The 13,039-nt window shown below is 65.9% G+C and carries 11 protein-coding genes; 5 read left to right on the plus strand and 6 right to left on the minus strand.

Annotation, left to right across the window (positions count from 1 at the left end; translation table 11 throughout):
* Positions 1-32 precede the first annotated feature (32 nt).
* From FJ418_RS22055 to ugpC, 5 genes are read left to right on the plus strand one after another with little or no spacing between them, the layout of a single operon-like run.
* On the plus strand, positions 33-917 hold the full coding sequence (locus tag FJ418_RS22055; RefSeq protein WP_140869207.1) for a sugar ABC transporter permease: 885 nt from the start codon (positions 33-35) through the stop codon (positions 915-917).
* A complete protein-coding gene (locus FJ418_RS22060; protein ID WP_140869210.1) occupies positions 917-1,762 on the plus strand; it encodes a carbohydrate ABC transporter permease in 846 nt (281 codons plus the stop codon). Before FJ418_RS22055 ends, FJ418_RS22060 begins: the two co-directional genes overlap by 1 nt.
* On the plus strand, positions 1,759-2,781 hold the full coding sequence (locus FJ418_RS22065; RefSeq protein WP_181167052.1) for an SIS domain-containing protein: 1,023 nt from the start codon (positions 1,759-1,761) through the stop codon (positions 2,779-2,781). Before FJ418_RS22060 ends, FJ418_RS22065 begins: the two co-directional genes overlap by 4 nt.
* Positions 2,781-3,719 (plus strand): PfkB family carbohydrate kinase, encoded by a 939-nt coding sequence (locus FJ418_RS22070; protein ID WP_140653209.1) that lies wholly within the window; start codon positions 2,781-2,783, stop codon positions 3,717-3,719. Before FJ418_RS22065 ends, FJ418_RS22070 begins: the two co-directional genes overlap by 1 nt.
* Positions 3,706-4,782, plus strand: coding sequence for a sn-glycerol-3-phosphate ABC transporter ATP-binding protein UgpC (gene ugpC / locus FJ418_RS22075; RefSeq protein ID WP_140653208.1), 1,077 nt, complete (start codon positions 3,706-3,708; stop codon positions 4,780-4,782). Before FJ418_RS22070 ends, ugpC begins: the two co-directional genes overlap by 14 nt.
* Before the next feature lie 86 nt (positions 4,783-4,868).
* Here the strand turns inward: ugpC and FJ418_RS22080 are convergent, their stop codons facing one another.
* The 6 genes from FJ418_RS22080 to FJ418_RS22105 all read right to left on the minus strand — a co-directional run bounded on the left by FJ418_RS22080 (position 4,869) and on the right by FJ418_RS22105 (position 13,039).
* Complete coding sequence (locus tag FJ418_RS22080) at positions 4,869-6,383, minus strand: aldehyde dehydrogenase family protein (protein ID WP_140653206.1); 1,515 nt, start codon at positions 6,381-6,383, stop codon at positions 4,869-4,871.
* A 330-nt stretch (positions 6,384-6,713) separates the two neighbouring features.
* Entirely contained in the window at positions 6,714-7,988 is a 1,275-nt protein-coding gene (locus FJ418_RS22085) for an RNA polymerase sigma factor (RefSeq protein ID WP_140869216.1), read from the minus strand.
* Positions 7,985-8,359 carry a YciI family protein gene (locus FJ418_RS22090; RefSeq protein WP_140645647.1) on the minus strand — a complete coding sequence of 125 codons (375 nt, stop codon included), beginning with the start codon at positions 8,357-8,359 and terminating at the stop codon, positions 7,985-7,987. The genes FJ418_RS22085 and FJ418_RS22090 overlap by 4 nt, the downstream gene beginning before the upstream one ends.
* Before the next feature lie 110 nt (positions 8,360-8,469).
* Entirely contained in the window at positions 8,470-9,561 is a 1,092-nt protein-coding gene (locus FJ418_RS22095; protein WP_140645648.1) for a DNA topoisomerase IB, read from the minus strand.
* Positions 9,562-9,651: 90 nt separating this feature from the next.
* Positions 9,652-10,527, minus strand: a complete 876-nt coding sequence (locus FJ418_RS22100; RefSeq protein WP_140869219.1) for a transglutaminase family protein — start codon at positions 10,525-10,527, stop codon at positions 9,652-9,654.
* Between the two features lie 100 nt (positions 10,528-10,627).
* A complete protein-coding gene (locus tag FJ418_RS22105; RefSeq protein WP_140869220.1) occupies positions 10,628-13,039 on the minus strand; it encodes a circularly permuted type 2 ATP-grasp protein in 2,412 nt (803 codons plus the stop codon).

Raw genomic sequence — 13,039 nt, forward strand, 5'->3', positions numbered from 1 at the left:
TCTGACTGGATGAAGGAAGAGAGGCGCCTCCGATGTCAGGCACCTGGATGACGACTCGCGCGTGGCTGTTGATGCTGCCGCTTCTGGTGATCATGGTCGCCGTCATCGGCTGGCCGTTGGCCGATACGGTCAGGCTCTCCTTCACCGACGCCCAGCTGGTCGGCACGGCTGGCAATTACGTCGGCTTCGACAACTACACCAAGATGCTGACGAGCTCGAACTTTAGCCGCACGCTGGTCACAACCACCTGGTTTGCGGTCATCTCGGTCGCCGCCGAGATGGTGATCGGCGTGCTTGCGGCTCTTCTGCTCAATCAGGAATTCCGTGGCCGCGCGGTCTTGCGCGGGCTGATGATCCTGCCATGGGCGCTGCCCACCGTCGTCAACGCGACGCTCTGGCGGCTGATCTACAATCCCGAATATGGCGCGCTGAATGCGGCGCTGACGCAACTCCATCTCCTCGATGACTATCGCTCCTGGCTGGGTGAGCCCGGCACGGCGCTCGCGGCGCTGATTGTCGCCGACTGCTGGAAGAATTTTCCTCTTGTCGCGCTGATCGCGCTCGCCGCCCTGCAAGCGGTGCCGCGCGACATCACCGCCGCGGCGCTTGTCGACGGCGCCGGCCCGTTCAACCGCTTTCGTTTCGTCATCCTGCCCTATCTCGCCGGTCCGCTGATGGTCGCGCTGGTGCTGCGCACCATCGAGGCCTTCAAGGTCTTCGACATCATCTGGGTCATGACCCGCGGCGGCCCGGCCAACAGCACCCGCTCGCTGTCGATCCTCGTCTATCAGGAGGCCTTCTCCTTCCAGCGCGCCGGCTCCGGCGCATCGCTGGCGCTGATCGTCACCTTGCTCGTCACCGTGCTCGCCGTCGCCTATGCGGCGCTGGTCAGGAAGACCGCGGGGAGTGCCGCCTGATGGAACGCAAGAGCCCGGTCTTCACCGCTTTTATCTATGTCTGCGCGATCCTGCTCGCCGCCGTGATCCTGGCGCCGCTTGCCTGGCTCTTCGTCATGAGCATATCGCCGGCCGCCGATCTTGCCGCCAAGCCGCTGCGCTGGTGGCCGCAGGCGGCCGACTTCTCCCGTTACGCGCAGCTTCTGTCGACGGCCGAAAACAGCGCCGGCGCCGCCTTCACCGCCTCGTTGCGCAACAGCCTGGAAGTCGCCGGCATGGCGACGCTTGCCGCTGTTGTCCTTGCCGTACCGGCCGGCTGGGCCGTTTCGCGCACGCCTTCGGTGGGCTGGTCGCTGTCCATGGTGATCGCCACCTATATGCTGCCGCCGGTAGCGCTCTCCGTGCCGCTTTACATGGGCCTGTCTTATCTCGGCCTGCTCAACAACGTCTTTGGCCTTGCGCTGATCTATCTGACGATCCTCGCGCCCTTCACCACTTGGCTGATGAAATCGGGCTTCGATTCCATTCCGCGCGAGATCGAGGCCGCGGCAATGATCGACGGGGCCGGGCTGCTCCAGACGTGGCGCATCATCACCTTGCCGCTGGCGGCGCCCGTCGTGGCGACATCGGCGCTGTTTGCCGTGCTGCTTGCCTGGGACGAGTTCTTCTATGCCCTGCTCTTCACCTCGGACCAGCGGGCAAAGACCCTGACGGTCGCCATCGCCGATCTCGCCGGCGGCCGCGTTTCCGACTACGGACTGATCGCCACCGCCGGCGTGCTCGCGGCCTTGCCGCCGGTGCTGATCGGCCTCGTCATGCAACGCGCGCTGATCTCGGGCCTCACCAGCGGCGGAGTGAAAGGATAATCATGACTGCAGAGAAGAACCGCCCGGCAGGGCTTGTCGCGATCGACCGCGAGATGGCGCGCCAGCATGAGGATGCGCTTGCCTCGTTCGAGAGCAATCGAGAGGCCGCCGCCGAGGTCGCCGCCTCGATCAGGAAGAACGGCAGGCTCGTCCTGCTCGGCATGGGCGCCTCGCATGCCGTCGCGCGCGCCGTCGAGCCGCTCTATCGCGCGCATGGCATCGATGCCATCGCCATGCCGCTCTCGGAGCAACTCGGCCAGCCGCTGCCGCTTACAGGCCGGACCGTGCTCGTCACCTCGCAATCCGGTGAAAGCGCCGAAGTCCTGCGCTGGTTCTCCGAAACGGATCCGCAGGCCGACACCTTCGGCCTGACGCTGGAGGCCGGTTCCTTCCTCGGCCGTACGGTGCCTTGCCTCATCGGCACCGGCGGCACCGAGCTTGCCTTTGCCGCGACCCGCAGCCTGACCGTGACCTTCGCCCTGCACCTCGCCATTCTCGCCGCGCTGGGCGAGGACCCCGCCGCCGCGCTCGCGGTGCTCAAGGCGACGGAGACGGTCGAGATCAATGCCGCGCTCGAGGCGCTGAGCACGGTCGCGACCGTCGTGACCTCCGGCCGCAGGCTGCAGGGCCTCGCCGAGGCGCTGGGGCTCGGCCTGACCGAATTGTCGCGCCTGCCGTGCTTTTCGCTCGAAGGCGGCCAGCTTCGCCACGGGCCGATGGAGATGCTCGGGCCCAAGATCGGCGTCGTCATCTTCCGCGGCGACGACCCGACCGCGGAGCTGATCACCGCCATGGCCGTTTCGGTGGTCGAGACCGGCGCGCCGCTGATCATGTTCGACGCTTCTGGCAAGCCGCCGGTCGCGGGCTCGGTCACGTTCGCCTTCAAGCCCGCCACGGGCTTGGCGGCGATCTTTGCCATGCTGCCGGTTGCGCAACGCCTGATGGTCGCCTTCGCCGATTCCCGCGTCGAGAATGCCGGAACGCCGGTGCGCACCACCAAGATCACCAGGAGCGAGTGATGCTGCCGCTCGCGGTGATCGGCAACGTCAATGTCGACCTGATCGTCGGGCCCGTCGCGCCCTGGCCGAAGGCCGGCACGGAGACCGTCGTCGATCATGACGACCTGCGCGTCGGCGGCCAGGCCGGCAACACCGCGCTTGCCTGGCAGGCGCTGGGCATCGACTTCGAGATCGCCGCCAATATTGGCGACGACCAGTTCGGGCGCTGGCTGCGCGAGGCCTTCGGACGCCGCGCGCAGAATTGGCCGGTTCGTCCCGAAGGCACGACATTGTCGGTCGGCATGACCCATCCCGATGGCGAGCGCACCTTCTTCACCACGCGCGGCCACCTGCCCCGCTTCAGCCTGGCTGACGTGCTCTCCGTGCTGAACGGCAATCGGCTTGCTGGCGGTTACGCGCTGCTCTGCGGCTCTTTCCTCACCGACGACCTGACGCGCGATTACGACGCCTTCTTCGACTGGGCCGAAGCGCATGGCATCGCCGTTGCGCTTGACACAGGCTGGCCGATCGACGGCTGGACGCAAGCGAACTGCACCGCCGCGCGCGGCTGGCTGTCGCGCTGCGCACTGGCCCTCTTCAACGAGGTCGAGACGACTACGCTGGCCGGCCTGGCAAGTCCATCGGAAGCCGCGCGCAAGATCCGCGACGGCATGCGGGACGAAGCGACGGTCGTCGTCAAGCGCGGGCCGGACGGCGCGATCGCCATCGGCGCCGACGGCGAGCTCATTCAAGTGCCGGCACCTCGAGTCGCCGTCATCGACACGATCGGCGCCGGCGATGTCTTCAACGCCGCCTTCCTGGCGGCACTGGCACAGGGGCAATCGTTGGTGAAGTGCCTGTCCGCCGCCATCCTTGTGGCCTCGCGCGCCATTTCAACCTTGCCCCGCGATTATGGCGGGCCGATCCAGTTCGAGGATGCTGTTCATGAGCGCGCTTGAAATTCGCGATGTCCGCAAGAATTACGGCAGCGTCGAAACCCTGAAAGGCATCGACATCGCGCTCGAAAATGGCGAGTTCCTGGTGCTGCTCGGTTCGTCGGGCTGTGGCAAGTCCACTTTGCTCAACATCATCGCCGGTCTCGCCGAGGCAACCAGCGGCGATGTGCTGATCGGCGGCAGGTCGGTGCTTGGCGTGCATCCGAAAAACCGCGACATCGCCATGGTCTTCCAGTCCTACGCGCTCTATCCGAACCTCACCGTCAGCCGCAACATCGGCTTCGGCCTTGAAATGCGCAAAGTCCCCGCCGCCGAGCGCGACAAGGCGGTGCGCGAGGCGGCAAGATTGCTGCAGATCGAGAACCTGCTCGACCGCAAGCCCGGCCAGCTCTCCGGCGGCCAGCGCCAGCGCGTCGCCATCGGCCGCGCTTTGGTGCGCAAGCCGCAGGTCTTCCTGTTCGACGAGCCGCTCTCGAATCTTGACGCCAAGCTGCGGCTGGAAATGCGCACCGAACTGAAGCGCCTGCATGAAATGCTGCGCACCACGGTCGTCTACGTCACCCATGACCAGATCGAGGCGATGACGCTGGCGACCCGCATCGCCGTCATGCGCGACGGCCGCATCGAACAGCTGGGCACGCCGGAAGAGATCTACAACCATCCGGCGACGCTCTATGTCGCGGGCTTCGTCGGCGCGCCGTCGATGAACATGCTGGAAGCGACCGTCGAGGACGGCAAGCTGGCGATTGCAGGCACCGATGCGCGGCTGGCGATTCCGGCTCGCTACGCCGACGCGGCCCGCAACAGTGCATCAGTTGTGGTCGGCATCAGGCCGGAAGCGCTCCGCCTTGGACCGGGCAGCGGCGCTGAACTGTCGCTGCCGGTGGAGATCGACGTCGTCGAACTGACCGGCCCCGAACAGGTCACCACCGCCCGGGTCGGCGCGCAGAACTTGACGGCGACATTGCCGCCGCGCGCCCGTGTCGCCAAGGGTCAGCCATGCGCGTTCGTCTTGGATGCGGACGCGCTCCGCCTCTTCGATCCGGCCACCGGCAAGGCTTTCTGACCAATCGCCCGCCTTCCGCCCTGCATGGCCTGATCGATAGGCGGGCCGGGTCAGCTCGCGGGTGAGGGCTGACCCGTCGCTCGTCCTCAATCGATGTCGAACGACACGCCTTGCGCGAGCGGCAGCGCCTTGGAATAGTTCACCGTGTTGGTGGCGCGGCGCATATAGGCCTTCCAGGCGTCCGAGCCGCTCTCGCGGCCGCCGCCCGTCTCCTTCTCGCCACCGAACGCCCCGCCGATCTCGGCGCCCGACGTGCCGATGTTGACGTTGGCGATGCCGCAGTCAGAGCCGTCGACGCCCAGGAACCGCTCCGATTCCTGCAAGTCGCGCGTGAAGATCGACGACGACAGGCCGGCGCCGACCGCATTGTGCTGCTCCAGCGCCTCGTCGAAATCGGAATATTTCATCACATAGAGGATCGGCGCGAAGGTCTCTTCCGTCACCGGCGAAACCTGCTTCGGCATCTCGACCAGTGCCGGATGCACGTAATAGGCGTCCGGATGGCCGTTCTCGACGCGCGTGCCGCCGGTCACCTTGCCGCCATGCACCTCAGCTTCCTCCAACGCCTTCTGCATGTTGTCGAAGGCGGCCTTGTCGATCAGCGGGCCGACCAGCGCCTTGCCTTCCAGCGGATTGCCGACCGAGACGGACTGATAGGCCTTCTTCAGCCGCGGCAAGAGCGCGTCATAGACGCTGTCATGCACGAACAGGCGTCTGAGCGTCGTGCAGCGCTGGCCGGCCGTGCCCATGGCGCCGAAGGCGATGGCGCGCAGCGCCATGTCGAGATCGGCGGTGGGCGTCACGATGCCGGCATTGTTGCCGCCGAGCTCCAGCACGGCACGGGCAAAACGCTTGGCGAGCCTAGGACCGACCTCCCGGCCCATGCGCGTCGAGCCGGTAGCCGAGACCAGCGGCACCTTGGGATGGTCGACCAGCACCTCGCCGGCGACGCGGTCGCCGACCAGCACCTGCAGCAGCCCTGCCGGCGCATCCTTGCCGAAACGCTTGACGGCGCGCTTGAAGATCGCCTCGCAGGCAAGTGCGGTCAGCGGCGTCTTTTCCGACGGCTTCCACACCACCGCATCGCCGCAGACGAAGGCAAGGGCTGCATTCCACGACCACACCGCGACCGGGAAGTTGAAGGCAGAGATCACGCCGACGACGCCGAGCGGATGCCAGGTCTCCATCATGCGGTGTCCGGGACGCTCGGTGGCGATCGTCAGGCCATAGAGCTGGCGCGAAAGGCCTACGGCGAAGTCGCAGATGTCGATCATTTCCTGCACTTCGCCGAGACCCTCGGACGGGATCTTGCCGACCTCGATCGACACCAGGCGGCCGAGCTCGTCCTTATGCGCGCGCAACTCCTCGCCGAGCAGACGCACCAGTTCGCCCCGCTTCGGCCCCGGCACCAGCCGCCAGTCCTGGAAGGCCTTGTGCGCGGCATCGATGGCCTTGCCGGCATCGGCCGCCGAAATCGACTTCAGCGCCGCGATCTGTTCGCCCGTCACCGGGCTGCGCACGACAAGGTCGCCGCCCGAAAGCGCATCCTTGGCAACGCCGAGTTTCTCAAGAAGTGCGGCCGTTTCCTTCGCTAACGTCATTTCTGTCCCTTTCAGGTTCCGCCTCTCATGGGCAGGAATGGAGCCATGCGCCATCTCTTGGACGTGCGGTCGGGCACGGTCCGGGCGCTTTGATGGCGTGGCATTACTCGTTTCAGGGAAAAACCGCCACCCCGGCATGGTCCAAGGCCGGAGCGCGGAATTGGGCCAGACAGCAAACCAACGGCCAAGGCGTGTTGTGGATTCAGGTCAGGCCGAGCCGGAATCAAAGACGGGCGCTGCCGCGCCACTCACGAGCGCTTCGGCCGGCGAAGTCCGGAAGCGCAGGAACGCGGCATTTGCAGACCGGCATCACCTGAAACTCAATACGCCTCAGTGCGCCTTCTGGACCGAAGGCCTCTGGGTGCTTTCCTTGATCAGCCGGTCGATATGCATGCGGATATGCGCCGCCTCGGCGGCGGTATTGGCCAAAGCGATGGCGCGGTCGAAGGCAACGCGCGCCTCCTCGTTGCGGCCAAGCTGCATCAGCAGCCCGCCTCTGAGGCCGAAGAAATGGAAATAGCCCGAGAGCCGCTCTTCCAGCGGCTCGATCATGGCAAGCGCAGCGCCCGGACCTTTCACTTTGCTGACCGCAACCGCGCGGTTCAGCGTCACAACGGGCGAAGGCTGCATCTGCTCCAGCAGACCGTAGAGCAGGTCGATCTCGGTCCAGTCTGTATCTTCCGCCGTCGCCGCCCGCGCATGCAGCGCCGCGATCGCCGCCTGAACCTGGTAGGGGCCAGGCTTGCGGTGGCGCAGCGCCTTGTCGACCAGCGCCAGGCCCTCGTCGATCATCTTGCGGCTCCATAGCGAGCGGTCCTGGTCCTCGAGCAGGACGATCTCGCCATTCTCATCGAAACGCGCCGGCGCCCGCGCGTGCTGCAGCAGAAGCAGCGCGGTCAGCCCCATGATCTCCGGCTCGGCCTGGAAGAGCCTGAGCAGCAGACGGGCAAGCCGGATCGCCTCCTCGCACAGCGGCGCGCGGGCCGGCGCCTCGCCGCCATTGGTCGAATAGCCTTCGTTGAAGATCAGATAGACCATCGCGGCGACAGCGGCGAGCCGCTCCGAGCGCTCGACCGCGCCCGGCGTTTCGAACGGCACGCCGGCGTCGGCGATGCGCGCCTTGGCGCGGGTGATGCGCTGTTCCATGGCGCTCTCGCCGACGAGGAAGGCGCGCGCGATCTGCTTGACGGTAAGGCCGGAGACGATGCGCAGCGCCACCGCGATCTGCTGCGTCGCCGGCAGATCCGGATGGCAGCAGATGAACAGAAGCCGCAGGATATCGTCGCGGTAATGCGCGCCGTCGAGCCGCTCGGCGATGTCGCTCTCGGCGTCCTCCAGATCGGAGACCTGGTCTTCTTCCGGCATCGGCGCCTGCTTGGCGCGCTTGCGCACGGCGTCGATGCCGCTGTTGCGGCCGACAAAGATCAGCCAGGCGACGGGATCGCGCGGCGGCCCGTTCTTCGGCCAGTTCTTGAGTGCCCTCAGGCAAGCATCCTGGAAAGCCTCTTCCGCGGCGTCGAGGTCGCGGAAGTAGCGCAGCAGCGCGCCCATCGCCTGCGGACGGGCGTTGCCGATCGCCGTGCTTATCCAGGCAAGGTCAGTCATACCGCTACCTTTGTCGGATTGAAGATCGAAACCGGCCGGATCTCGTAGGAGCCGCCGCTCGGATTGACCTCGGAGAGCTCGCGCGCGAATGCGACCGCTTCGTCGAGATCGTTGCATTCGAGCGTGTAGAAGCCGAGGAACTGTTCCTTGGTTTCGGCGAACGGGCCGTCCAGCACGACCGCCTCGCCCCTGACCTTTCTCAGTGTGGTCGCCGCGGTCGTCGGCAAAAGGCGCGCCACGGGTCCGAGCCGGCCCGCCTTGGCGTATTTGTCCTGCACGTTGAGGAGCTTTGCCATGACCTCGTCGTCCTGTTCCTTGCTCCAGGAGCAGACGACGTCTTCGGAAGCGTAGCAGAGGATGGCGTAGAGCATGGTGCGTCCTTTCCGTATCAAAGGACGCGACACTAGGACCCTTCCCGACACGAGGTCGATAAAAAAATTTATCGAAGGATCACGGACTTGGCTGCCTTCGCGCCTGCCTGTCAGGCGCCGCGCGCCTGCAGCCATCTGAGCACCAGCGTTTCTTCCTCGTCGAGGCCGGATATCCGGCGTTTGCGCTTGTTGGCCCCGGCCATTTCGTCAAGCAAGCTCCCTTTGCTCCATGCCTCGAACACCAGCGGATGGATGTAGCATTTGCGGCAGACGGCACGGGTATTGCCCAACCGCTCGGCGACCTTGTCGACGACACTGTTGATCATCCGTTTTTGCTGCGTCTTGCTTTCCGGCAGCTCGGTCCCGGCAAACAGCGACGCCGCATGGATCGTGCCGCCCCAGGTGCGGAAATGCTTTGAGCTGAAATCGGCGCCGGATGCCTCGCGAATGTAGCGGTTGACGTCCTCCGAGCGCACCGGCGACCGGTCGCCATGCTCATCGAGATATTGGAACAGTTTCTGCCCGGGCAGGTCCTGGGCGCCGCGCACGATCTTGGCGATGCGGCGATCGACCAGCTTCAGCTTCCATTCCTTGCCCGACTTGCCCTTGAAGGCGAAGCGCAGGCTGGAGCCCGTGATCTCGACATGGCGGTCGCGCAGCGTGGTCAGCCCGAAACTCTTGTTGTCCCGCGCATAGGCGGCGTTGCCGATGCGAATAAGGGTGTTGTCGAGCAACCAGACCACCGAGGCGACGACGCGCTCCATGGGCAGACCGTGGCGGCGCAGGTCCGCATCGATCTGCAGCCGCAGCGCGGGCAGGCTTTCGGCGAAGGCGACGAGGCTGGAATATTTGACGCCGTCGCGCTCCTCGGTCCATTGCGGGTGATAACGGTACTGTTTGCGGCCGCGCTGATCCCGGCCTGTCGCCTGAATATGGCCGTCCGGATCGGGCGAGATCCACACATCCGTCCAGGCCGGCGGAATGACGATCGCCTTGATGCGGGCAAGGGTCTGCGCGCTGACCGCGCGTCCGTTCGGACCGGCATAGGAAAATCCCTTGCCTTTTCTCAATCGTCGGACGCCGGGATCGGCATCGCTCACATAGCTGAGCGACGCGCGCTCGGCCGAATCTTGCGCACCGTTCCTTCGAGTTTCCTCGTTCCGCGTTGAACGGTCCGAGGACAATTGTGAATGCTGCAACATGCCGGCTCCGCGAATTATCCGTAGATAAAGCCGCTCGCCGATGACTGGTTCCGGATGCAAACCGCGGCGCGCATCATCGACGCCGTCGCGTCAGGCTGCCACCGGGATGACGTCGACCGCCTGCTCGCCGACTTGACCACCGGTCGTTTTCAAGACGCCGACGATCGGCGCCACGTCGGAATAGTCGCGGCCGTAGCCGACGGTGATATGGTCGTTGCTCGCCCGCATGCCGTTGGTCGGGTCGAACTCCTGCCAGCCGGCGTCGCGTCCGCACCAGGCCTTGACCCAGGCATGCATGGCATCCGCGCCTTCAAGCCGCGGCTTGCCCTTCGGCGGGATCGTGCGCAGGAAGCCGCTGACATAGCCGGCCGGGATGCCAAGCCCGCGCAGGCCGGCGATCATGATATGCGAGAAATCCTGACAGACGCCGCGTTTCAGCGCAAAGGCGTCGCTGGCCCGGGTCTGCACGGTCGTCGCCTTGCCGTCATAGGTGAAGTCGCGATGAATGCGGTTGCAGAGATCGGCCGCCGTGGCGACGGTTGACCCCGACAAACTGTCCCGCGCATAGGCCGTGATCGCCGCGTCGATGCCTACATGATCGCTGGCGGCGAGGAAATGATGCGGCGCGGACGGCGAGAGTGACCGCACCAGATCGAGCTCCGACCTCAGCCCGTTTATATCGGGCGAGACATCGAGACCCGGCTCGGGCCGCGAGACCGAAACGCGCGCGCTCATTCGGATGTCGAGCGTCTCATGCGCGTCGCGAAAGGCGATCGATGTGACGTTGTTGCCGAAGAAATCGGAAAAATCAGCACGTTCGGCCGGCGACGGCTGGAAGGACAGCGAGGCCGCGATGACGCGCTGCACGCCGGCGATCGTCTGCGGCATGACGCGCACCTGATGCCGTCCGCCACCGGCGGCGGCGGCATAGTCGTAATGCAGATGGAGTTTGATGTCGTAGAGCATTAAAGCAATTCCAGCAAAAGTGCGCAGCGGTTTTGCGTCCGGAATTGCGCAAAAACAAAGAGATAGAGCATTGGAGGCGATCCTTTTCGCTGGAAATGCTCTAACCGAAATAGCCTCTGGCGAGGCTGTTGTAGAGAGCGCCGATCTGGCCGGCCAAGTCGTCGAGCACCTTGGCGCTCATATCCGACGGCTCCATGACGGCGATCGCCGTGTTGAGCTGCAGGATTTCCTTGGCGGCGGGCGACATATGCCCCTCGCCGCCGATCGAAGGCAGCATGGCGATCTCGGCCTTCAGCCGCTCGAGCTGGAAGAGGATCGAGCGCGGGTTGAGCGGGTCGAGCGCGAGCAGGTCGATCACCGTGCGCCGCCCGGCCTGCACCGGATACTGCCGGCGATGGGTCATGACGCTGTCGCCGATTTCCAGCATCATGTCGAGCGCGCCTTCCGGCGCCCCATTCCTTGTCAGCCGGCTGAGCGTGCCGGCGATCTGGATGCCGCGCTCCAGCCTGCGGCCGATCTCCAGGAAGCGCCAGCCGGTGAAGCGGTACATGTTCTCGTGCAGCAGGCCGGAAAAGCCGGCGAGCTTGCGCAGCATCACCGTCATCGCCCGCGTCGCGTCGTCTCCGGGCGCGACCGTCTCCGCGAATTTGTGGATGGTCTTGGACAGATCCTTCAGCGCCAGCCAGCCATCGGGAGAGAAGCGGTCGCGAATCTGGCCGGCGCTGTAGACCGCGCTGTCCAAAGTGCCGATCAACCCCGGTGGTATCGCCGTTTCGACGTCGATGCCGAACGGTTCCAGATAGTCCCTGATATCGGCAAGCAGCGGCATATCCGGATCGGACGTCTCGGCAAGCCGCACGTGATAGGCGCGCAGCACGCGCACCGTGTCTTCGGAGCGCTCGATATAGCGTCCGAGCCAGGTCAGGTTCTCGGCCGCGCGGCTGGGCAGGCTGCCCGGCATGGTGCGAGTGAAGCCGTCATGCTCCTGCGGCAACAATGTCTCGCGCTCGACCGGCCTGTCGCTGACCACCCAGACATCCGCCGCCTGGCCGCCGCGCTGCATGGCAATCGCCGTCGGGTCGAGCGAAAATCCGACACGGGCGAAGCCGCCGGGCATCACCGTCCAGCCTTCCGGTGTGCGCGCCAGATAGACGCGCAGACTGGCGGGGCGCGGCTCAAGCACACCGCCGACGAACACCGGCGTGGTCGAGAGTGTCACCGCTTCCTGGCCGACAAAGCCGGCGCCGTCGGCTTCGATCCGCGCGACAAGCTCCGCCCGTTCCCCCGCCGAAAGCGCCGAACCGAGGCTGGTCGCGCCATCGTCCTCGAAGGCGAGCCGCGTCGACAGCGCCGGGCCGACCACCATATGGTCGATGTTGGCAAGCACGTGGTCGCGTTCGTTCTGCTGCCCGCACCACCAAGTGGCAACGTTCGGCAACGACAGATCTTCACCTTGCAGTTCCCGCGCGATCCTGGGCAGGAAGGAAAGCAAGGCCCGCGTTTCCACCAGGCCGGAACCCAGCGCATTGACGGCCGAAACGGAGCCGCGCCGGATCGCCTCGACCAGCCCCGGCGTGCCGATCTGCGAGTCCGGCCTGAGCTCCAGCGGATCGGCGAAAGCGGCATCGAGCCTCCGCCACAGGACGCCGATCGGCATCAGGCCGGAAACGGTTCGCACCATCAGCCTGCCGCCGGAAACGGTCAGGTCCTCGCCCTCGAGCAGCATGATGCCCAGATAGCGGGCGATATAGGCGTGCTCGTAATAGGTTTCGTTGAGCGGTCCCGGCGTCAGGATGGCGACGCGGCCGCCCGACTCCCTTGCCATAGCGTTCAGCGCGTCGCGGAAGCGGCGGAAAAAGCCGGCAAGCCGATGCACATGCATCTCGCCATAGATATCCGACAGCGCACGCGTTGTGGCGACGCGGTTCTCCAGCGCGAACCCTGCGCCCGACGGCGCCTGGGTGCGATCGCCCAGCACCCACCAGCGGCCGTCCGGGCCACGGCCGAGCTCGAAGGCGACCATATGCAGAAAATGCCCGTTGGCCGGCCGGACGCCGGCTATCGGGCGCAGATATTCCGGGCTGGCTGCTATCAGGCCGGCCGGCAGAATACCTTTCTCGACCAACCGGTTCGGCCCGTAAATGTCGGACAGGATCGCCTCGAACAGGTCGGCGCGCTGGACGAGGCCGGCGCTGATGTCGGCCCATTCCTTCTCGTCGATCAGCAGCGGGACATGCGCGAGCGGCCACTCCCGCTCATTGGCGCCAGCCTGCTCATACACACGGTAATAGACGCCGGCATCGCGCAGATACTGGTCGGCACGGGCAAACCGCTGCCCGAGCCGATCCGCCCCGAGATCGTCGAGCGCGTCGATGAAGGAGCGCCAGGCCGGGCGCGGGCTGCCGGCCGCGTCGACCATCTCGTCGACGACGCCTTCGATCGGTCGGTAGCGTTCCAGCAGGCTCGGCGCCCGCGGCCTGCCGCCCGCCCGTCTCTGATTCCCCTTGGCCAT

Source organism: Mesorhizobium sp. B2-8-3 (genome assembly GCF_006440815.1).
Taxonomy (GTDB): Bacteria; Pseudomonadota; Alphaproteobacteria; order Rhizobiales; family Rhizobiaceae; genus Mesorhizobium.